Here is a 20,952-nt window from a genome sequence, read left to right on the forward strand (position 1 = left end):
GGGCCGAAGCTGCACGGATCCGGGCGCGGAGGGACGATGAGAGCGCCCAGGTTTCCGGCGGGGTGGGCATGACCTGCACACATACCCTGTGACGGTGGCGGGAGGAGCAGCTGCGGATGGGTGGCACCGAAGCGTTCCCCGGTGACCTGGTACCGAGCGTGGAGGCCGGCCCCGCCCCGCCCGGCGGGCTGCTCGACGTGCTCGGTCTGGCACCGGTGGTACTGGACGCCGAGGGACGGATCGCCCTGTGGAGCCAGCAGGCCGAGGAGCTGCTGGGCTACACCGCGGAGGAGGCGCTCGGGGAGTACGCGCTGCGGCTGCTGGTCGACGAGGAGCACATCGAGACCGTCCTGGAACTGTTCTCGAGCGTGATGGAGAGCGGCGAGAACTGGGCCGGGGTGTTCCCGGTCAGGCACAAGGACGGCGCGCTCCGTCAGCTGGAGTTCCGCAACATGCGGCTCCAGGACCGGCACGGCGGCTTCTACGCCCTGGGGCTGTCCACCAGCCAGGAGACCCTGCGCCAGGTGGAGCGCGACCTGGCCCTGTCGGTGCGGCTGGTCGACCAGTCGCCGATCGGTCTGGCCGTGCTGGACCCCGATCTGCGGTGTGTGACGGTCAACCCGGCGCTGGCGGGCGTGAGCGGACTCCCGGCGGAGCAGCACGTGGGCAGGCGGGTGAGCGAGACCCTGCCGTTCCTGGACGCCGCCCGGATCGAGGCCGCGATGCGCCGGGTGCTGGAGACCGGCACGCCGATGGTGGACCGCCAGGTGCTCGGGCGTACACCGTCCGACAGGGACACCGAGCGCGCCTGGTCGGTGTCCCTGTACCGGCTCGAGGACCCCCGCGGCCGCATCCTCGGGGTCGCGGCGTCCGTGGTGGACGTCACGGACCGGCACCACGCCGCCAAGGAGGCGGAGCGGGCCCGGCACCGGCTGGCCCTGGTCGCCGACGCGTCGATGCGCATCGGCACCAGCCTGGACCTGTGGGAGACCGCCCGGGAGCTGGCCGACGTGACGGTGCCGGAGCTCGCCGACATCGCCGCGGTGGACGTGCTGGACTCGGCGGTCGAGGGGCGCCGGGAGTCGGTGCAGGCCGGGAGCACCGCGGTGTTCCGCGCCCTCGCCGTCGCCGCCGCGCACCCGACCGTCGCCGTTCAGGCCGCGGACCCTCCGGGCGAGATCACCCGCTACGAGGCCGACCGGCTGGTCACCCAGTGCGTGCAGACGGGCGAGCCGATCGTGGTGCCGCATGTGGCGAACGAGGACCTGCCCCGCATCGCGCGGGACGCCTCGGCGGCGGTGCTCCTGGCCGCGGCGGGGGTGCACTCGTACCTCGCCGTGCCGCTGATCGCCCGCGGGGAGGTACTCGGGGCGCTGGACCTCAAGCGCTTCCGCAACCCCGTCCCGTTCGACTCCGACGACGTGCTGCTGGCCAGCGAACTGGCGAGCCGGGCCGCGGTGTGCATCGACAACGCCCGCTGGTACCACCAGCAGCGCAACGCGGCACTCGCCCTCCAGCGCAGTCTGCTGCCCCGGCATCCGCCGAACCTGGTCGGGCTGGAGGTCGCCTCCCGCTACCAGCCCGCGGGAGCGGTCAGCGAGGTCGGCGGCGACTGGTTCGACATCCTCCCCCTGAGCGGCGGGAAGACCGCGCTGGTGGTGGGGGACGTGATGGGCAGCGGGATCAACGCGGCGACGGCCATGGGGCGGCTGCGCACCGCCACCCAGACCCTCGCCTCGCTGGGTCTCGGGCCCGACGAGGTACTACGGCACCTGGACGCGACCACGGGTGAGCTGGAGCCGTACATCGCGACGTGTCTGTACGCGCTGTACGACCCGAACGAGGGCCGGGTGTGCATCTCCACGGCCGGTCATCTGCCGCCGGTGCTGCAGCGGCCCGGTGAGGCGCCGGTGCTGCTCGACCTGCCCACCGGGGTCCCGCTGGGCGTCGGCGGGGTGGAGTTCTGCTCCGTCGACTTCGCACTGGGCCCCGGGGACACCCTGGTGCTCTACACCGACGGTCTGGTGGAGACGCGCGACCAGGACATCGACGCCCGGCTGCATGTGCTCCTGACACTGATGGCGGGGCCACCGGCCGGGCTGGAGGAGACGTGCGACCGTCTCCTGGACTCGCTGCGGCGGGGCCCCGTGGAGGACGACGTGGCGCTGCTCATCGCCCGTGTGCGGGAGTGAGAGCCGGCCGGCGACGTCATCGCGGGGTGGCGCCGGCCTGCGCGGAGCCGCCCTACCGGTGCCGTTGCGCGCCGACCGGTGCGGGAGGCGCTCACGACGTTGACGACGTGGACGACGTGGAGGGCACCGTCCTCGGGCGAGGGGCCGGCCGCGGTCGGGCGCCCGGCGGGGAGACCGCACCACCGCGGGATCGTGCACCGCGGCGGGGGCGGCGGCGACACCGGTCCCCGTCCGCGACGGATCGGGGCCGGGTCACGCCGTTCCGTGTGACGTGCCGTCAACCGACCGCCCCGGGCGGGGAACCAGCCCGGGGCGCCCCTACCGGCCCTGCACTCCCCAAGCTCCCGCCAAGTGGCAATTGGCTCTCACTGGCGACGCCACCATGCTGCGGTCACGTAGTCGTCCGGGCGCCATCGGCGACTTCGGGGCGTAGCCGCGAAGCCGCGGTGCGTGTTCGGCCTTGTGGTCTCGGCCCATGGGAGGTGTTCTCGCTCGATGGAGCGGACGCGGTGGACGAGTCGCAGCTGGTCCTTGCGGAGCGATGTCGAGGGCAACGCCGTGAAGGTCTCCGGGAGTACGGCGACCATGCCGTCGACCTGCTCTCCGTTGCACACATGCAGCAGCATGGCGCACCGCCACCAATCGATCTCGTCGCCGAGCGTTCGGAGTACGGGACCAGTAGTAGTTCGCCGGATCCGGGAGCGGATAGTGGACGTGACCGACGCTGTCTGGGCGAGAGGGGGTCGGAGCCACGATCCGCCACCACCCGGGCCGCGCCGAAGCCGTCGGACCTCGTCGTTCAAGGCTCAGACCGCTACGGTGTCGAGGGCCTTGAGAACGTTCGCTTCTCCCGGCTCCCCGCGGGTGTTCGGCAGTACATGCGCGAGTGACCTACGAGGATGCGGTGTTGACTCTCTGCGAGCGCGTGCGGACGGAACCGTGGTCTGATTGCATGGGATCTGTGAACGGCTCCTCGGTCACCCCGCGCGTCGCTGTGGTCACCGGATCGAACCGCGGCCTGGGTTTGGCCATCGGCCGCGCGCTGGCCCGCACCGGCGATCATGTTGTGGTTGTCACGGGGCGCAGCGAGCAAGACGCCCAGTCGGCAGCCGCGCGACTGCGACTGGACACCGAGGTTATGGCGCACACGCTCGACGTCACCGACCCCGCCAGCGTCTGCCAGCTGTTCGCCGACGTCGAACGCAACTACGGGCGCCTGGATGCACTGGTCAACAACGCCGGCATAGCCATCGACTGGCACCTGCGGGCGACCACCATCGACATGGAGACCGCACGCGCCACCTTGGAGACGAACCTGTTCGGCGCCTGGCGCTGCGCTCAGGCAGCCATCGCCCTGATGCGGGTCCACGACTACGGCCGGATCGTCAATGTCACCAGTTGCCTGGGCTCCCTGGAACGGATGGAAGCGGACTGTCCCGCCTACCGGATATCCAAAGCCGCCCTCAACGCACTGACCCGCATCCTGGCAGCCGAGACCGAGGACGAGAACATCAAGGTGAACGCCGCCAGCCCGGGCAGTGGCGTGGACACCCGGATGACTCGCGGCACGCCAGCACTCTCCGCTGACCAGGCGGCTGATTCCCTGCTGTGGCTGACCTGCTGCCCACCCGACGGTCCCACTGGCGGTTTCTTCCTCGGCAGAGAGCAACTGCCCTGGTAACACCATCACCGGTGCCAGGGCACATCTCGCCCGAGCCGGACCAGTACCGGCACTGTCGACTTTCTAGGCATGTTCGCGCCAAGAAGAGCGCGCCAACCCTGGCAGACGTCCGCAGATGTTCCGGCGAGGTGACCCCCGTCTCCGCCGCAGCGATGGATTTCCCGACGTGGACTCATCGCATCGCACGCAGAGGCATCGAGCCCTCGGCCCGGCTCGGCCCGGCTGGGCCGCCACCGCTGGACCATCGACCGCACGATGCCCTGGCTCGCCTGACACCGCAGACTGCACCGCCGCTAGGAAGCACGCCCGACCCCTCTCCTTGATCACCACAACGCGACCAAGGTGGCGGGCCCTACCGCTGGATGGTTCCCGGGGTGATCGTCACACGTTCGCACTCGATGAAGTCCTCCATCGCCGACGGCTCCCCGGCGGTCCCGTCCAGGGCGCACGGCACATCGGCCGCGGCGACCAGGTACCGGGCGCCCGCGCCGTCGTCCTCCGTGAACCCGTTGACGACGCCGCGCGGCAGGGACTCGATCTCGGAGAAGATCCCGAAGACCAGGGCATTGACGCGGGCTGTCCGCCCCGGCATCCGCACCACGCTGGTCGTCCCGGCCGCCAGGGCCGGGGCCAGGGAGCAGATGAGCAGGACGACCGGTGACCGGCCCGGCACGACGATTCCGGCCACACCGCGCGGGCGCCGCAGGACGAGGGAGCAGTTCCCCGGGGCGACTTCGAGGGCGCGCCCATGGCCGGTGCGTACGAGCGAGGCGAAGTAGCGCAGCCGCGACGGCGCCGTCTCCGCCTCGAAGCGCGCGTGCTGCCTCGGCCTTCCGTCCGCCTGGGCCAGCGCCTCGGTCAACTGCCCGATGTGCGCGGCGAACACGTCCGCCATCTCGTGCAGGGTCCTCGCACGCAGATGCCGGTCGTCCTTCCAGCGGGTCTCGCCGAAGGCCCGCCGGGCCGCCGCGAGCGCCCGAGCCGCCATCTCCTGCCCGTCGCCGGCCCGTCGGTCCGTGCCCCGCTCCCCCAGCGCCGGACGGATGCCGGCGCCGCCACGGCCGCCCGGACCCACCCAGGTGCCGTCGATCCAGTGCAACGCGGTCCCAGTCGTCATGGCTCACTCCCAGCTTCGTCCGGAGCGATGAGTGAACGGACACGTCGTTGTTCGGTGCTTCGCCGCCCGACATGGCCGCCGTACCGGACGACGCCGGGCGCCGTGCAACGCGCCGCGGCCCGCATCGGCCGCCTCCGCGCCGACGCCGCCGGTGTACCCGAGTGGCAGATCCGTCTCGTGCAAGAACGCTGATCGGTCTCGTGGTGGAGTCGCTCGGACTTCCGTGGCGCCCGGGGCGCCCGCTCAGCCGTTCCCGGAGTGACCGGCTGATCTGGGTGGAATCGCCGCACCGCCCACATGCCGGTGGTCCCGGCGGTCGCCGCCGGTTCACCGGCGGGTGGCCCGTCCCACGGGCCGTCCCACCATGCTGCCGTCCCCGGGTGCCGGGCGCAACGCGAACCCGGGACTCCCCCCGTGCCGGGCTTCCCTCCTGGTACGGGTGGTCGTGCCGGGCGGGGCCGCCGAGCGCGCCGGGCGGCCGGGGCGCGGCGGCCCTCAGAGCGCGCCCGGGGAGCCGCCGTCCGTCAGGGCGACGGGTGCGGGGACCTCCCACCCGGCGGGCGGTGTCCACTCCCGCCACCGCTCCCACCAGCACTCACCGCGCTCGACGAGACCGGCGACGCGGGAGGCGGCCGCCCTCACGGATGCCGCCTCCCCGGGCGTGAAACCGCCCGTGCGCACGCGTTCCTCGAAGTGCTCGACGTCCTTCCACCGATACGGGGAACCGTCGCCCGGGATGACGAGGTCCAGCTCGTGGTCGAGCGTGTCGAACCCGTGCGCCGTACGGGTGTACGGCGCCTGGAAGTTGACGTACCACTCCCTCAGTCCACCGCCCTCCCAGCGGCCCCACACCGCGTACTCCTCGCCCGGGCGCTGGAGTTGGAGCACACCGCTCGACTGCCACACGTGCGGGAACTCGCGCCAGGGGTGCGGGCCCCAGCGGAAGTCCCCCTGCCCGAAGGTGAGGGGCGTGCCCTGGGCCAGGTACACGGCGAGCGCGTGCTCGTCGTCACCGGCCACCCGCACGGGGAGGACCAGCCATTCGCGCCCGTCCAGCATCTCTCTGCGGACGATGGCCTCGCCCACGCGGAATCGTCTGCCCATGGGGCGCCACCCTACGGTGGCGGGCAGCTGCGCCGGCGACGCCGGTGAGCGGCCGGCCGGTGCCGCCGCGGGGCCTCGCGGGAGGGGTCAGCCGGACGGCGACGGGCAGAGCCGCACCCCCAGCACGGCGTTGCCGCCGGTGCCGTACCCGGGGAACGCCACGGGACACCGCCCGCCCACCCCGGTTCGCGCAGGGCACGCCGGCCGGAGGAGACTGGGGACCGGACAGAGAGGAAGTGGGACATGACTGCCCGAACCGAGAAGGCCGTACTGGCCGGCGGCTGCTTCTGGGGGATGCAGGACCTCATCCGCAGGCAGCCGGGCGTGCTGGCCACCCGGGTCGGCTACACCGGGGGCGACACCCCCGACGCCACGTACCGGAACCACGGGGACCACGCCGAGGCGATCGAGATCGTCTACGACCCCGGCGCGACGAGTTACCGGGACCTGCTGGAGTTCTTCTTCCAGATCCACGACCCGACCACCAAGGACCGCCAGGGCAACGACGTTGGCCGCAGCTACCGCTCCGCGATCTACTACACGGACGAGGAGCAGCGGCGCGTCGCGGTCGACACCATCGCCGATGTCGAGGCGAGCGGGCTGTGGCCGGGCTCGGTGGTGACCGAGGTGGAGCCCGAGGGCGACTTCTGGGAGGCGGAGCCGGAGCACCAGGACTACCTGGAGCGGTACCCGGACGGCTACACCTGCCACTTCCCCCGCCCCGGCTGGAAGCTCCCCCGCCGCGCCGCCGGCGCGGCGAGCTGACCGCCCGCACAGCCATCCCTTCCGGCTGTCCGGCCAAGGTGCGGCCGCGCCGCAGACCCTGGTCACCGGGCCCGCCGGGCAGTCCCCGCGCACGGGATGCGCACGGCTTGACCTCCTGAGCCGGGCAGGCTTAGCGTGACCAGCCCGGTTCGACAGAGGCCACCAGCCGGTGCCGGCGACCGGGCCGGAGAAGCGCGACGAGGCGGGACGGCGATGACGGACGGGGGGCCGGCCATGAGGGACGGCGGACGGAGTTCTGACAGTTTCGAGCGGGACGCACGGGAGATGGCCCGGTTCCTGGCGCACTACCGCGAGTCCGTCGCATGGCGGAACCGCATCGCGTTGGTCTGCGTGTGCGTGGCGGTGTGCCTGTCCGCATTCGCGGTCGGCGTACTCGTCTTCTAGTGCCGCATCAAGCAACGTTCGCCCCGTCGCGGCGCCCGGCACGGCAACTCGCGGCGTTGCCGGATCAACCGAGTAGGCCCACTACGAGGTCGATCCGGCGCCTTGCGACGTACCGCACCGGACGCCGCTCCTTGACGGGCAAACCTTGCCTGACGCGGCACTAGCTAGCGTGTTGCGGGAGTAGCTCCGTCCTCCCGCAGGGGCGGGTTTCCGGGGACTTTCGCACACGCCCCAGAGCCGGGGAAGGACGCCGGTGCCCCGCCCCGGTTCTCGTGCGCTCCGCTCCGGCGGAGAGCCGGGACCACGCCCCGGCAAGAGGCGCGGGCGTCAGCCGTCGTCGCCGTCCGCGGTGAAGGTGAACGTGACGGACGGCGGATTGTGGTCGGACAGCGGCTTCCCCTTGCCGTCGAGGAACCGTTCGTACTCGTTGCCGTAGCGGACCGCTTCCAGCGTCAGCCCCGGACCGCTGCGGTAGAAGATCTTGTCGAGGAGCTCGCACGCGGTGGATTCCTTGCACGTGGGTGCCGAGTCGTCGACTCCGGGCGTCGAGCCGCCCCTGACCAGCTGGACCCAGGCGTCGGTGAGCCCGTTGCCGTCCCGCAGTTCGCGGATGACGTCGCCGGATCTCGTGTAACGGCTGTTCGTGTCACCGGTGACGATGACGGCCCTCCCGGCGGAGTGCTTCTTGATGTAACCGGACAACTGCCGGACGTTGTCACGGCGGGCGCGCAGCATGTCCTCGGTGCCGGAACCCGCGTTCATGTGCGCGTTGTACAGGTCGAGCGACCGCCCGCCGGGAAGTTCCAGCCGCAGGTACGTGAAGCCCTTCGGCGTGAGGCAGTCGGCGTTGGTGCACCGGTTCCACGTCACCCGGTCGAGTTTCCTGAGCTTGAAACCGGACAGGGTGTTGAGACCGTCCGAGAAGGGCACACCGGGCACCGGCACCCACGAGGGAACCGAGGGAGGTGTCCGGTAGCGGTGCTCGTCATGCTTGACGAGGTCGGCGTGGTACGCGAAGTCCTCCTGGACGTTCACGACGTCGTAGGCGTTGATCCTCTTGGATATCTCCTTCGTGTTCCGCGCGGGCCGACTGCCCGACAGGGGTTCGGGAAGTCCGGCGATGTTGTAGGTCAGCACGTCGAAGGTGCCGGTGAGGGGCGCGGTCGGGGAGTCGTCCGCGTATGCGGCGGGGGACGCGACCGTGGCCGCGACGACCGCCGTCAGGCTCAGGCAGAGCATGCCGAACCGTGCTGCTTCACGTGGTGCGGACATGTCTTGGCCCTTCTCTGGGGGGACGGCGGAGGACGTCGGCACTACGGGAGACCACGGCCCGTGCGGGCCGACGACGGGCGCAGCCGGGGTGGCCGCACCGGATCTGCGGCACGCAGGTCGCCGCCTGCGGCACGGCACCCGTCGTGACGCCGCCGGCTCCGGCCCGTGCGGGCGCGGACACCGCTCCGGCGTGGAACACCCGCGCCGGCTCGAACTGACGGGTTGTCATGAACTCATCTTCACGGTTGCGGACGGCCGGGCACAACCGTCCGGTCCGGCCGGGCGGTCCTCCGCTGCCCCCGACGGCGGCGCAGCGGCCGCCGAACCCGCGGCAAGTCGGCCCAACACTCTTGCCGGACCGCGGACATGGGGCGGGCCGGCAGCACCTGCCCGACGCCTGTTCCGCCGATACGCGCACCGTCTCCACGGCATCCGGCACCTGACCGCCCGGTGTCCGGCGCGCCGTGGCCGCGGGGGAATCGACGCCCCTGCGGCCAGGTCATCCCTCACTCGGAGGGTGAGGTGCTCCCGATCCGGGGGAACGGGGTGGTCGAGAAGATCACCTCGACCGGGACCTCGAAGTACTCCGCGATCCGCAGGGCCAGGTACAGGCTGGGACTGTACTCACCGCGCTCCAGATAGCCCACCGTCTGGTAGTGCACCCCGAGGGCGTCGGCGAGCTGCCTGCGGGTGATGGCGCGCTCCACCCGCAGCATGGCGATGCGGTTGTGTACCGTCTCGGTCCCGGCGCCGCCCCGGGAGCGTCCCTGTTCACCGGCTGCCCGTCGGCCCGCGGCGGGCTTGTCGGTGCCGGTGCCGGGCCGGGGATCCGACGCCCCGGTCTCCGGCTCAGGCGCCGACGTGCCGCGGCGCGTCAGACCGCCCTTCCTGCCGGATGCCCTGTCACCCAACGCGCTTCAAAGCCTCCTGCTGCCGTGCCTCTACCTTCGATCCCGTCTCACCGCGCGCCGTACGGCCCAGGACCTTCGGCGCGATCAGCAGCGCGACGACGGCCCAGGCGAGCAGCACGACCGCGGTCATGGGCCTGCGCCAGGAGTCGCCGAGCTCGACCGCGACCGCCGCCTCGGGCAGCAGCGCGGCGCGCGTGCCCAGTCCCACCCAGTACACGGGAAAGACCTGCGCGACGCCCTGGAGCCAGCCCGCCAGTGAGGTGATCGGATAGAAAATACCCGAGATCGCCATCAGACCCATCGTCGGGAAGATGCCCCAGGTGTTCGCGCCGCGCGGGTTCTTGACCATCGCCCCGATGATCAGGCCGATCGGCAGGGTGGCGAGCAGCCCGAGGCCCAGCACCCACAGCAGGTTCAGCCACTTGGCGAGGTCCCCGGTCACCAGGTCGTCGAAGAGGAACACGCTCGGCACCAGGATGATCGTCAGTGTGAGCACGGTACTCAGAGCAATTCCCAGCACCCGGCCGGCGATGTAGCCGACGAGACCCTGCGGTACGGTCCTGGCCCGCAGCAGCGTGCCGTCCTCCCGCTCGGCCGCCAGCGCGAACGCCGCACCGCCCAGCGCCTGGAAGGCCAGCAGTCCGCCGATCATGCTCGGCATGGAGAGCGTCGCCAGCGAGAGGCCCGTCCCCTCCACGGTCGAGTTCCGCATGAAGAACAGCACCCCGAGGAACACGCCCCCCAGGACGAGGTAGTAGACGATGTCGCCGGGCGAGGTCACGCTCTGCCGGAACTCGGTCCGGCCGCGGCGCAGGCCGAGCCGTACCGCGTAAACGGTGGGATTCACTTGCCCGCCTCCCGGAACGCCGCGATCGCCTCTTCGGACCGGCCGGCCTCGTGCTGCCGGACCATGGCCATGTACGTGTCCTCCAGGCTGGCCCTGCGCACCTCGAGGTCACGAACCCGGTCCCCGTGCTGCTTGAACAGCTCGTGGACGAACACGCCGGCGTCCGGGGCGGCGTGGACGTAGTGCTCGCCGCCGACGCTCCAGCGGACCTCGGCCTTGCCCTCGGTCTCCCTGGCAAGCTGGTCGGCACTGCCGTCGGCGACGATCCGGCCGCCGGCCAGGATCAGGATGCGGTCGGACAGCTTCTCGGCCTCGTCCAGGTCGTGCGTGGTAAGCAGGATCGTGGTGTCCTCCAGGTCGGAGAGCCGGTGCACCACGTCGTGGAAGTCCCGCCGCGCCTTGGGGTCGAACCCGACGGTGGGCTCGTCCAGGAACAGCACCTCGGGCCGGCCGACGATGCCGATGGCGACGTCGAGGCGACGGCGCTGACCGCCGGACAGGGATGCGATCCTCTGGTCCGCCTGCTGCTCCAGGCCGACCATGGCGATCAGCTCGTCCACGTTCCGCGGGCGGGGCCGCTCGGCGGTGGAGTAGGGCCGGTAGAAGTCACCGAGCTGGGCCAGTAGTTCCCGGACCTTCCACTTCCCGTGGTCGCGCCACGACTGGAGCACGATGCCCAGCCGGGCGCGCCACCGCTCGTCGCCCCTGGCCGGATCGACGCCGAGCACACTGACCTCACCCGCCGAACAGGTGCGGAACCCCTCCATGATCTCGATGATCGTGGTCTTCCCGGCGCCGTTCGGCCCCAGCAGAGCGAGGACCTCGCCCCTCCGAACGCCGAAGTCGACTCCGTTCAGCACGCACTTGGAGCCGTACCGCATCCGGAGTCCGCGGACGTCGATCGCCCGTTCCCCTAAGGCGCCGCCCAGTGCTCCCTCTGCCTGACCCAGCTCTTGCAGATCGCCGGCCCCTGCCATAGGCCCCCACCTCTCGATCACATTTGTTAGATCAACGATAGTATCTCTACTACGAACTGCACAAGTCACACAGTCGATGGTTCGTGACGCATCGTGAGGAGGTGCGCCACAGAACCAGGGGCGGTTCCGGGACGGCACCGGCGACCGCGGAGCGCGGACGTCGCAGTACGGGCCCGGCACGCCGGGCGCCTCGGCCGACAGGGCCCGGGATCGACCTGGAGCCGTACCTGCGGCGCGACCAGGGACGTGGGCAGGCCGTCGGGAAGGGCCGGGCGCTCCCCGCGCCGTTCGGCCGCGCCTCGGCTCCCCTTTCCCACGTGGCGATGTCGGGCTTTGGCGTGTGAGGTCGTCCAACGCGGGCGTCGTCCCTCGCAGCCTGCTCGACGGCGTCCGGAACCGGCGCCGGACGTGGCCGGGCGGAGGATCGAGCGGCCGTGGAGCAGCGGGCCGAGCGAGCCTCGATCCGCTGCAAACGGCGGTGTTGCGATGCTCGTCGGCGACGAGCACGCCGAGAACCGGAGGCATGACGATGAGTCAGAATGTCGAAGCCGTAGGCCGGATGATCCAGGCGTGCAACACGGGCAGGACCGGTGACGTCCACGCGTTCCTCGACCCGGAGCACCTGAATCAGGCCACGATCGAGCACGGGTTCGGGAAAGGGCCCGAGGCGTTCGCGAGGGCGGTAGCCTGGCCGCGGATGACCTTCCCCGAGGACGCGCACCGCGCATCTGGGAGGAGGTCGAGATCGAGGAGCGGGGCGACTGGGTCCGGGCGTACCTGGTGCTCTACGGCCGGCACGTCGGACCGTTGGCGGGCTTCGCACCCACCAGCCGCCGCTTCACGGGTGAGCAGATCCATTCGCTGCGCGTCGTCGACGGCAAGGTCGGGGAGCATCGGGACTGGCCCGAGTACCGGGGCACGTGTCGCCGGCTCGGTGAGCCGTGGCCGGAGTCGTGGGACCGGCGCCGATAGAGCGCGACCGTGCGAGGAGCCGATCATGACCGAACTGCGAACCGTCGACTTCTGGTTCGACCCCGTCTGCCCGTACACGTGGATCGCCTCGCGGTGGATGGTGGAGGTCACCAAGGTCCGGCCGGTGGGCGTCCGCTGGCGGGTGATGAGTCTTTCGGTGCTCAACGAGCACCGGGACGACGACCCCGAGGGCGACTGGGAGGACTACATGTGGGCTCCGGTGCGGGTGTGTGCCGCCGTGGAGGAGCGGTTCGGCCAGCAGGCGCTCGGCGACCTCTTCACGGCGATGGGCACCCGCTTCCACCTCCGGGGGGACTGGGGGAACCTCACCGCGGTACTGGCGGATGCCGGGCTGCCGGAGGAGATCGCGGAGGCCGCCGAGTCCACCGCCTACGACGAGGTAATCCGATCCTCGCACGCGCAGGCCGTCGCCCTGGCCGGCGGTGACATCGGCACCCCGGTGGTCTCGGTCGCCGGTCCCGGTGGCCAACGTGTCGGCTTCTTCGGTCCGGTCGTCTCCCCCGCGCCCACCGGGGAGGCGGCCGGACGGCTGTGGGACGGTTTCGTGCTGATGGCCGCTGTTCCGGGCTTCCATGAGGTCAAGCGCACCCGGACCGGCGAGCCCCGGTTCGACATGGCCGACTGACCCGCACGTCCGGTGGGGCCCGCGCCGCCTACCGCTGCCGGTGCACGTGCCGGAGCACGGCCTCGGCGAGCGGCCGGTACACCGGGCCCGGCAACGCGTGCCCCCGTGCCCGCGATCCCCGCCAGCTCCGGGTGTCCTCCGCCGCCCGGCCGGGCAACACGGCCTGCGCCCCTCAGAGACGAACCATCCTCTCGGAGCCGCCTACGCGCGGGGGACGCACTCAGGACCTCGGGCCCTCCGGAGGAGAGCGAGCGGGAACCCGGCGAGCCGGGCCCCCCGCCCTCTCCCCGTTCAGCGGTCGCGGAGTCGGGCCAGGGTGTGGTCGAGCTCGGCGGCGCGGGGGCGGTTGTGGGGGAGCTTGGCGAGCATGGCGGCCATGCCGCAGGTGTTGGTGAGGGCGGAGACGGCCAGTCCGGCGGCGATGCCCGCCGACAGGATCTGGAATGCGGGATGGACGAGGAGGCCGAGGAGGAGGCCGAGAAGGACGACGGCGCCGGCGGTGAGGCGGACCTGTCGTTCCATGCCCCAGGTGGCGCGAGTGGCGCCCTGGGGGCGGTGCAGGTCATGGCCGTCGGCAGCCCAGGCACCGGTGCCGCCGGAGAGCGTGGCGGTGGCGATGCCGTTCTCGGCGAGGATCCGGCAGGCGTTCTCCGAGCGGGCGCCGGAAGCGCAGACGACGAGGACGTCGCCGCGGTCGGCGACGTGGCGGATGTCGGGCAGGGCCCGCTGGATCTGGTCGAGGGGAATGTTCAGCGCACCGGGCAGGTGGCCGCCGGCGTACTCACCCGGGGTGCGTACGTCGATGACGGTCAGTTCGTGCAGCCGGGTGCGGGCTTCGCCGGGACCGAGGGTGGTGGGCGTGACCATGGCGGATGTCATCCTTTTCTGTCGGCAGTGCCCCCGACGAGGGGAGTATCTTACCCCTGGGGGTATTTAGTGAGGAGTGATGATGGAGCTTGATCTGGCGGGAGCGGAGCTGAAGGCGGTCCTGAACCGGCTGCGCCGGGCACAGGGCCAGATCTCTGGGGTGATCCGGATGATCGAGGAGGGCAGGGACTGCGAGGAGGTCGTGACCCAGCTGGCGGCCGCGTCCCGCGCGCTGGACCGGGCCGGATTCGCGATCATCGCCACGGGGCTGCAGCAGTGCCTGACCGGGATGGAGGACGGCAGCCGCTCCGGTGAGGATCGCGACGAGATGCGCGGCCGGCTGGAGAAGCTCTTCCTCTCGCTGGCCTGAGCCGTCCTCAGCCGCCCCGAGGCGCGGCGGCCTGCGCGCTCAGACGACCACGTCGACGAGCATGAAGGCCGCCACCCCCAGCAGGGCGAAGGCGAAGGCCCGTTGCAGGGCCTGGCCGGTGATCCTCGCGGCGAGGCGCTTCCCGTCCCAGGCACCGAGGACCGCGGCTCCGGTGAACGGGGCGATCACCTCCCAGCGCAGGTCCCCGCCGGTTCCGGTCCGCGCGGTGAGCGCGGCCAGCGAATTGACGGTGATGACCAGCAGGCTCGTGCCCACTGCCTGCTTCATCCGCAGACCGAGGACCCCCACCAGAGCCGGGACGGCGAGGAACCCGCCACCGACGCCGAGGAAGCCCGTCACGGCTCCCAGCCCGGCCCCCGCTCCCGCCGCCCTGGCGGGACGTATCCGCTCCGGCGGCGGGGAGTTCGCGGGTCGCAGCATGCGCAGGGCGGCCAGCGCGGCGATGACCGCGAAGGCGGCGGTGAGCACCTCTGCCGGGAGGCGACCCGCGACCGCTCCGGCGAGGAACGCCGGCAGGATGCCCGCGGCCGCGAACAGCGTCCCGGTCTTCCATACGGCGTTGCCGTCTCTCGCGTGGGCGTAGAGGGCGGCGGCCGAGGTAGCGGTGACGATGACCAGGCTCGCGGTGGTCGCCGACGCGGGCGAGAACCCCAGCAGGTAGATCAGTGCGGGGACCGCGAGCACGCTGCCACCGCCGCCGAGGGCGCCGAGGGCCAGGCCGATGACGGCCCCGGCGATCAGGGCGAGGATCAGGGTGCTCACGCTATCGAGCCGCTGTTCCCGCGATGGTCGACCACCGGGAATCCGGCGGCGGCCCACGCGTCCATGCCGCCCTCGACGTCCGTCGCGTCCGCACCCCGTTCCGTCAGGAGCTTCGCGGCCTGCTGCGAGCGGTGCCCGCTCCGGCAGATCACCACCAGCGGACGGCTCTGCGCGGAGGTGGGCAGTGCCGCGCCCGCGGCCAGCCGGGTCAGCGGGGCGTGCACGGCACCCGGGGCGTGCCCGGCCTGCCACTCGGGCTTCTCCCGCACGTCCAGCAGGACGGCTTCCGGCCGGTCCCCACTGGTGCGGGTGCGGGCCTCGTCCACGGACAGGCGCGGTGCACTCCTACGGAAGAGGAACATCGTCCACTTCACCCTTCTCTCTGTCTTCTTGTGCGGTCTTCTTGCTCAGGCGCCTTGTTCCGGTGCCCCGTTCGGGCGCGCCGGGCCCTGCCCGGTTCAGCCGGTGACGACGGTCAGCCCGGCCTCGGCGGCGGCGTCGAAGCCGTCGTCCACGGCCACCACCCGCCGTCCGGCGGCGTCCAGCACCGAGGCGGCGATACCGGCGCGCATGCCGCCGGCGCAGTGCACCCAGACCGTGCCGTCGGGCACCTCACCGAGGCGGCGGTGCAGCTGGTGGATCGGGATGTGGACCGATCCCGCTATCCGGCCTTCGGCGTGCTCGGAGTCGCGGCGCACGTCGAGCACGACGATCCCGTTCCCGCCCTGCCCGTTCCGCTCGGCGAGTTGCGCGAACGTGGCACGGGGGAAGGACGCGGGGCTCTCGCCGTCGCGGAGCCAGTCACCGGGACCGCCGGTCGCGGCGGCGGCCGGGCGGTCGATGCCGACGCGCACCAGTTCCCGCTGAGCGGCGGCCAGTTGCCCGGCCGTGTCGGCGAGCAGGGTGACCGGCTTGCCCCACGGGATCATCCAGGCGAGGTAGGTGGCGAGCTTGCCGTCCGCTTCGAAGTTGAACGAACCGGCGACGTGCCCCTCGGCGAACGCGATCCGGTTCCGCAGGTCCACCACCCACTCTCCGGCCGCGAGCCGTGCGGCGATCTCGGCCGGGTCGGCGACCGCGGGCGGGGTCAGGTCGACGGGGGCGGGGCCTGCGGCGTTGGCCGGACCCATGTGGGCGTAGTAGGCGGGCACGTCCTCGAGTCCTGCGAGCAGGTCGGCGACGAAGGTCTCCACATCGGCGGTGAGAGCCGTGTTGGCGACCTTCTCCTTGCCGATGGTCGTGGCGTCGCCTTCGGCCTGCGCGGACGAGCAGAAGCTGCCGAACCCGTGCGTGGGCAGAACCGCCGTGTCGTCCGGCAGGGCGTCGGCGAGGCGGTGTGCGGAGGCGTGCTGGGCGCGGGCCAGCCGTTCGGTCAGGCGGGGCTCGACGAGATCCGGACGGCCCACCGTGCCGATGAGCAGGGAGCCGCCGGTGAAGGCGGCGACCGGGTGCCCCTCCACCCCGAGGACGTACGCGGTGTGATGGGGCGTGTGCCCGGGCGTCGCGACGGCCGTCAGGGTCAGGCCCGTGTCGACGTCGACGGTGTCGCCGTCGACGACCGGGGTCCGGGTGAACGAGACCCGCGCACCGGCCGGCACGAGATAGGCGGCTCCGGTGATGCGTGCGAGTTCCAGGCCGCCGGTGACGTAGTCGTTGTGGAGGTGCGTCTCCACCACATGGGATATGCGCACTCCCCGCCGGGCGGCGGCGGCGAGCACCTGGTCGACGTCACGGGGTGGGTCCACCGCCACCGCCGCCCGCTCGCCGCCGGCGAGGTAGCTGCGGTTGCCCAGGCCCTCGAGCTCGATCGTGTCAACGAAGAACACCGGGATACTCCTTTCGCGTGGAAATTACCCCCAGGGGTATTACACTCACCCTAACCTTTACCCCCGGGGGTATATTTCACCGAGTGGCAGAGGTCACATGGCAGCGCACCCGCCGGGTACCCCGGCCGTACCGGAAACGAGGTGGAAGACCGTGTCCTACGAACGGACCGTGACGCTGAAGGCACCGTTCGAGCAGGTGCAGCAGGCCGTCCGGCAGGCCCTGGCCGAGCAGGGCTTCGGCGTCCTGACCGAGATCGACGTACAGGCGACCCTCAAGGCCAGGCTCGACCACGACATGGAGCGGTACCTGATCCTCGGCGCCTGCAACCCGCCCCTGGCACGCCAGGCCCTGGAGGCCGACCGTTCCGTCGGGCTCCTGCTGCCCTGCAACGTCGTCGTCCGGGCCGACGGCGACCAGGTCGTCGTGGAGGCCCTCGACCCCGGCGCCATGGTCGCCCTCACCGGCCTGGACGCCATGGCACCCGTCGCGCGTGAGGCCACCCGCCGTCTCGACGCGGCCCTCTCCTCCCTCAATGCCGCGGGCGCATGACGGCCGAGCCCGCAGCGCGCGAGGTCCCGCGACGACGGCCCGTCCAGGGCCGGCGTCATCGCCGCAGCCGGTCCCCCGCCACCCGTGGGCGGGGACGGGTCCACCCGGCGCCGGTGCCGCCGGCACCGTGCCTGTGGCACGAACCCGGCGAGCGCCGTCGCGCAGGGTGCCGCGCCGGCGGTCGGGCGGCAGGGCGCGCGGAGGCCGCCGGTCGACCTCACCGGCGGACGGCGCGGACCACCGTGTCCAGTGCCACCTCCTGCCCCACCGGGCGGCGTGCGACCTCGGCCACGACGACATCGGCACACGGTTCCCACGCCGCCCTGACCTGCTCCAGGCTGGAGAGCACCCGCGGATCCTGCGGCCCGCCCGTCCCCTGGGTGAGGTTGGCGACGTCGTGGCCGACCAGGAGCAGCGTTCCCCCGGGCCGTGCGGCCCTGCCCGCGGCTTCCAGGACCCCCGCCATGTCCTGCCGGGGGAGTTGGAGGTAGGACAGGAGGACCAGGTCGTACGCGGCCTCTTCGGCGGTGTACCGGGTGACGTCGGCGACCTCGGCCCGCACCTCCGCCTGCCGCACGTCCGCCGCGTCGGCGATACGCCGGACGGCGACCGGTGAGAAGTCGACGGCGTCCACGCGCCAGCCGCGGCCGGCCAGCCACAGGGCGTTGCGCCCCTCCCCCGCGGCCAGGTCCAGGGCCCGGCCGGGGGACAGCCCGGACGTCTCCCTGACCACCCACCTGTCGGGTTCGGCCGGCCACACGCGTTCCGACGCCCTGTACCGCTCGTCCCAGGCGTTCGCGTCCATGTCCCGCCTCCTCGGGTCCCGGGCCGCCAGGGCGAGCCGGGTCGCGCGCCGGGTGCGGCCGTCCTCCTGCCGCCAAGCTACGCGTCCCGTCGCACGGAGCGCTCCGGAAGAAGCGGTCGAGGACGCGAGAGGGGAGCTCGTCGTCGGGGATGGCACGCCGGTGCCGGCCACGCTCAGGAGCCGCCCACCCGACCTCCTGGTGCAGGATGAGGGTGCCCGTGCCGCCCGGGGACGGACTTCGGCGCAGCCGGCCCCTGCCCTACGAGGCGGTCTCCTCGCCCCGGTACGGGGGCGCGGGCCCGTTTCCGCCCTCCTCTTGCGTGAATCCGCTCATGCGGCCGCGTGGGCCGGCGCCTCGGCCTCGGCCCGTGCGGGCGGGGCGCCGGGCAGCGGGCTGGGGGTGAACCGGCGCAGCCGGTTGGCGTTGCCCACCACCGAGAGCGAGGACAGCGCCATCGCCGCGGCCGCGACCATCGGGCTGAGCAACCAGCCGGTGAACGGGTAGAGCACACCGGCCGCGACGGGGATGCCCGCGGTGTTGTAGACGAACGCGAGGAACAGGTTCTGGCGGATGTTGCGCATCGTGGCCCGGCTCAGCGTCACCGCGGTGACCACGCCGCCCAGCGACCCGGAGATCAGCGTGATGTCCGCCGCCTCGATGGCGACATCGGTGCCGGTGCCGATGGCGAAGCCGACGTCTGCCTGGGCGAGCGCCGGGGCGTCGTTGATGCCGTCGCCCACCATGCCGACGCGCTTGCCCTCCTCCTGGAGGCGGCGGATCTCGTCCGCCTTGTGCTCGGGCAGCACCTCGGCCAGCACCCGGTCGATGCCGACCTCGGCCGCGATGGTCCCGGCGGTCCGCGCGTTGTCCCCGGTGATCATCACGATCTCCAGGCCGAGCCGCTTCAGCTCGGTGATGGCGGCGGCCGAGTCCTGCTTGACCGTGTCAGCGACGGCGACCAGGCCGAGCGGCCGGCCGTCGGCGGCGGCGTACATGGCCGTCTTGCCCTCTGCGGCCAAGCGGTCCGCCTCCGCCGACAAAGCTGCTGTGTCGATGCCCTGGTCGGACAGGAGCGCTTCCTTGCCCACCAGCACCCGGCGGCCGTCGACGACCGCGGTGATGCCGTGTCCGGTCACCGAGTCGAACTCGCCGACCCGAGCCAGGGCGATGCCACGGCCGGTGGCGCCGGAGACGATCGCCTGGCCCAGAGGATGCTCGGAGGAGTACTCGGCCGAGGCGACCAGGCGCAGCACCTCGTCCTCGGTGGTGCCCTCGGCGGCGAAGACGTCGGTCAGCTTGGGCCGCCCCTGGGTGACCGTACCGGTCTTGTCCAGCACGACCACGTCCAGCCGCTGCGCGGTCTCCAGCGCTTCGGCGGAGCGGATCAGGATGCCCGCCTGGGCTCCCTTCCCGGTGCCCACCATGATCGACAGCGGGGTCGCCAGACCCAGCGCGCAGGGGCAGGCGATGATCAGCACCGCGACGGCGGCCACCAGCCCGAAGGTCAGCGCCGGGGCAGGCCCGACGAGGAACCACACGGTGAACGAGGCGATGGCGATGAACACCACCACCGGTACGAAGTAGCTCGCGACCAGGTCGGCGATCCGCTGGATGGGGGCCCGGGATGCCTGCGCCTGCTGCACCAGCCTGACGATCTGGGCGAGCATCGTGTCCGCGCCGACCTTGGTCGCCCGGAAGCGGAAGGCCCCGGTCTGGTTGATGGTCGCGCCCACGACCTCATCGCCCGTGCTCTTGGTCACCGGGATCGACTCACCCGTCACCATGGACTCGTCCAGCGTGGATCGGCCCTCCACGATCACCCCGTCCACCGGGACCTTCTCCCCGGGGCGGACGGCGACGACGTCCCCTGCGGCGACCTGCTCGACGGGCACCTCCACCTCCGCACCGTCCCGCACCACCCGGGCGGTCTTCGCCTGCAGGTTCAGCAGTTCGCGGATCGCCTGCCCGGTGCCCGCCTTGGCCTTCGCCTCGAAGAGGCGGCCGAGCAGGATCAGGGTGAGGATGACGCCGACGGCCTCGTAGTACACCTCGCGCACGCCCGCGGGCAGCAGTCCCGGCGCAACGGTGACCAGCACGCTGTAGCCGTACGCCGCCGACGTGCCCAGCGTGATCAGCGCGTTCATCTCGGCAGCGCGGTTACGCAGGGCGAGCCAGCCGGTGCGGTGGATCGGCCACCCGGTGTAGAACATCACCGGCGTGATCAGCGCGAACTGCCACCATCGGTCGAGCAGCAGGCGGGGCACGTCCACGCCGAACACCTCGTGCAGCATGACGGCCGCCACGACCGGCAGCGACAGCACTGCCCCGACGGCGACACGCCGCGTCAGGTCGGCGATCTCCGCACCCCGCGCGGCCGCCTCGGCATCCTCCCGCTCCGCGGCACCCGCCTCGGGACGCGCGAGCGGAGCCGGCTCCTCCTCGGTGGCGCCGGCGGCGGACTCCGGGATCTCACCGTCGCCCGGCTCGACGAGCAACGTTCCGTGCACCATGCTCATCCCGCACACGAACCCGAACCGTCCCGGCCGGTCCGGGGTGAACTCCACCACGGTCGTGTCGAACGCCGGGAGCGAGGCGGCGATCCGGAAGTCGGGGAAGAGCACGCGAGAGGTGCAGTCCCCCGCCTCCTGCCGGTCGAAGACCATCCGGACCGGTACGCCTTGACGGACCCGGATCAGATCCGGCGCGTAGCTGCCCTTGACCGTGACGCCGATCTCCTGGAAGCCGCCTCTGAGCTCGGCCCGGCTCGACTTCTTCGAACCGAAGAAGTACCAGGCCAGCAACGCGATCAGCGCGACCGCCCCGACCACGACCCCGATATCCGCGGCGCTCATGGCGCCCTC

20 protein-coding genes are annotated in these 20,952 nt (G+C 72.1%); 7 read left to right on the plus strand and 13 right to left on the minus strand.

Annotated elements, in window-relative coordinates; genetic code table 11:
* Nucleotides 1–116: 116 nt before the first annotated feature.
* Nucleotides 117–2,192 carry a SpoIIE family protein phosphatase gene (locus FEF34_RS08625; protein WP_138052621.1) on the plus strand — a complete coding sequence of 692 codons (2,076 nt, stop codon included), beginning with the start codon at nt 117–119 and terminating at the stop codon, nt 2,190–2,192.
* Nucleotides 2,193–2,557: 365 nt separating this feature from the next.
* On the opposite strand, the gene FEF34_RS08630 is transcribed toward FEF34_RS08625, so the two are convergent.
* Nucleotides 2,558–2,818 (minus strand): hypothetical protein, encoded by a 261-nt coding sequence (locus tag FEF34_RS08630; protein ID WP_138052622.1) that lies wholly within the window; start codon nt 2,816–2,818, stop codon nt 2,558–2,560.
* Nucleotides 2,819–3,078: 260 nt separating this feature from the next.
* Here FEF34_RS08630 and FEF34_RS08635 point away from each other — a divergent pair, with 260 nt between their 5' ends.
* Nucleotides 3,079–3,873, plus strand: a complete 795-nt coding sequence (locus FEF34_RS08635) for an SDR family NAD(P)-dependent oxidoreductase (protein ID WP_234042334.1) — start codon at nt 3,079–3,081, stop codon at nt 3,871–3,873.
* 352 nt (nt 3,874–4,225) lie between these two features.
* On the opposite strand, the gene FEF34_RS08640 is transcribed toward FEF34_RS08635, so the two are convergent.
* Both FEF34_RS08640 and FEF34_RS08645 read right to left on the minus strand, forming a co-directional pair.
* Entirely contained in the window at nt 4,226–4,990 is a 765-nt protein-coding gene (locus FEF34_RS08640) for an aldehyde dehydrogenase family protein (RefSeq protein WP_138052623.1), read from the minus strand.
* A 495-nt stretch (nt 4,991–5,485) separates the two neighbouring features.
* Entirely contained in the window at nt 5,486–6,094 is a 609-nt protein-coding gene (locus FEF34_RS08645; RefSeq protein WP_234042335.1) for a DUF402 domain-containing protein, read from the minus strand.
* A gap of 243 nt (nt 6,095–6,337) precedes the next feature.
* On the opposite strand from FEF34_RS08645, the gene msrA reads away from it, so the two are divergent.
* Entirely contained in the window at nt 6,338–6,859 is a 522-nt protein-coding gene (gene msrA / locus FEF34_RS08650) for a peptide-methionine (S)-S-oxide reductase MsrA (RefSeq protein WP_138052624.1), read from the plus strand.
* A gap of 732 nt (nt 6,860–7,591) precedes the next feature.
* Here msrA and FEF34_RS08655 read toward each other — a convergent pair.
* The 4 genes from FEF34_RS08655 to FEF34_RS08670 form a co-directional block, all read right to left on the minus strand.
* Nucleotides 7,592–8,536, minus strand: a complete 945-nt coding sequence (locus FEF34_RS08655; RefSeq protein WP_234042336.1) for an endonuclease/exonuclease/phosphatase family protein — start codon at nt 8,534–8,536, stop codon at nt 7,592–7,594.
* 506 nt (nt 8,537–9,042) lie between these two features.
* Nucleotides 9,043–9,252 carry a helix-turn-helix transcriptional regulator gene (locus FEF34_RS08660; protein WP_138057373.1) on the minus strand — a complete coding sequence of 70 codons (210 nt, stop codon included), beginning with the start codon at nt 9,250–9,252 and terminating at the stop codon, nt 9,043–9,045.
* A gap of 187 nt (nt 9,253–9,439) precedes the next feature.
* Nucleotides 9,440–10,294, minus strand: a complete 855-nt coding sequence (locus tag FEF34_RS08665) for an ABC transporter permease (protein ID WP_138052625.1) — start codon at nt 10,292–10,294, stop codon at nt 9,440–9,442.
* A complete protein-coding gene (locus tag FEF34_RS08670; protein ID WP_138052626.1) occupies nt 10,291–11,271 on the minus strand; it encodes an ABC transporter ATP-binding protein in 981 nt (326 codons plus the stop codon). Before FEF34_RS08670 ends, FEF34_RS08665 begins: the two co-directional genes overlap by 4 nt.
* 780 nt (nt 11,272–12,051) lie before the next feature.
* On the opposite strand from FEF34_RS08670, the gene FEF34_RS42715 reads away from it, so the two are divergent.
* Together FEF34_RS42715 and FEF34_RS08680 are read left to right on the plus strand one after the other, a co-directional pair.
* On the plus strand, nt 12,052–12,243 hold the full coding sequence (locus tag FEF34_RS42715) for an ester cyclase (RefSeq protein WP_234042337.1): 192 nt from the start codon (nt 12,052–12,054) through the stop codon (nt 12,241–12,243).
* Nucleotides 12,244–12,268: 25 nt separating this feature from the next.
* A complete protein-coding gene (locus tag FEF34_RS08680; protein WP_138052627.1) occupies nt 12,269–12,889 on the plus strand; it encodes a mycothiol-dependent nitroreductase Rv2466c family protein in 621 nt (206 codons plus the stop codon).
* 291 nt (nt 12,890–13,180) lie between these two features.
* Here the strand turns inward: FEF34_RS08680 and FEF34_RS08685 are convergent, their stop codons facing one another.
* A complete protein-coding gene (locus FEF34_RS08685) occupies nt 13,181–13,756 on the minus strand; it encodes a rhodanese-like domain-containing protein (RefSeq protein ID WP_138052628.1) in 576 nt (191 codons plus the stop codon).
* Nucleotides 13,757–13,838: 82 nt separating this feature from the next.
* Here FEF34_RS08685 and FEF34_RS08690 point away from each other — a divergent pair, with 82 nt between their 5' ends.
* Entirely contained in the window at nt 13,839–14,126 is a 288-nt protein-coding gene (locus FEF34_RS08690; protein WP_138057374.1) for a metal-sensitive transcriptional regulator, read from the plus strand.
* Nucleotides 14,127–14,165: 39 nt separating this feature from the next.
* Here the strand turns inward: FEF34_RS08690 and FEF34_RS08695 are convergent, their stop codons facing one another.
* The 3 genes from FEF34_RS08695 to FEF34_RS08705 form a co-directional block, all read right to left on the minus strand.
* Entirely contained in the window at nt 14,166–14,909 is a 744-nt protein-coding gene (locus FEF34_RS08695; protein WP_138052629.1) for a sulfite exporter TauE/SafE family protein, read from the minus strand.
* A complete protein-coding gene (locus FEF34_RS08700; protein ID WP_138052630.1) occupies nt 14,906–15,271 on the minus strand; it encodes a rhodanese-like domain-containing protein in 366 nt (121 codons plus the stop codon). The genes FEF34_RS08695 and FEF34_RS08700 overlap by 4 nt, the downstream gene beginning before the upstream one ends.
* A gap of 96 nt (nt 15,272–15,367) precedes the next feature.
* Nucleotides 15,368–16,735, minus strand: a complete 1,368-nt coding sequence (locus FEF34_RS08705) for an MBL fold metallo-hydrolase (RefSeq protein ID WP_138052631.1) — start codon at nt 16,733–16,735, stop codon at nt 15,368–15,370.
* Between the two features lie 151 nt (nt 16,736–16,886).
* On the opposite strand from FEF34_RS08705, the gene FEF34_RS08710 reads away from it, so the two are divergent.
* The gene (locus tag FEF34_RS08710) at nt 16,887–17,285 is read left to right on the plus strand and encodes a DUF302 domain-containing protein (RefSeq protein WP_138052632.1); all 399 of its coding nucleotides are present in this window, start codon (nt 16,887–16,889) and stop codon (nt 17,283–17,285) included.
* 217 nt (nt 17,286–17,502) lie between these two features.
* Here FEF34_RS08710 and FEF34_RS08715 read toward each other — a convergent pair whose 3' ends face one another.
* Together FEF34_RS08715 and FEF34_RS08720 are read right to left on the minus strand one after the other, a co-directional pair.
* On the minus strand, nt 17,503–18,090 hold the full coding sequence (locus FEF34_RS08715) for a class I SAM-dependent methyltransferase (protein WP_138052633.1): 588 nt from the start codon (nt 18,088–18,090) through the stop codon (nt 17,503–17,505).
* A 330-nt stretch (nt 18,091–18,420) separates the two neighbouring features.
* The gene (locus FEF34_RS08720; RefSeq protein ID WP_138052634.1) at nt 18,421–20,943 is read right to left on the minus strand and encodes a heavy metal translocating P-type ATPase; all 2,523 of its coding nucleotides are present in this window, start codon (nt 20,941–20,943) and stop codon (nt 18,421–18,423) included.
* Nucleotides 20,944–20,952 lie beyond the last annotated feature (9 nt).

The sequence above is a fragment of the Streptomyces marianii genome, assembly GCF_005795905.1.
Lineage (GTDB): Bacteria > Actinomycetota > Actinomycetes > Streptomycetales > Streptomycetaceae > Streptomyces > Streptomyces marianii.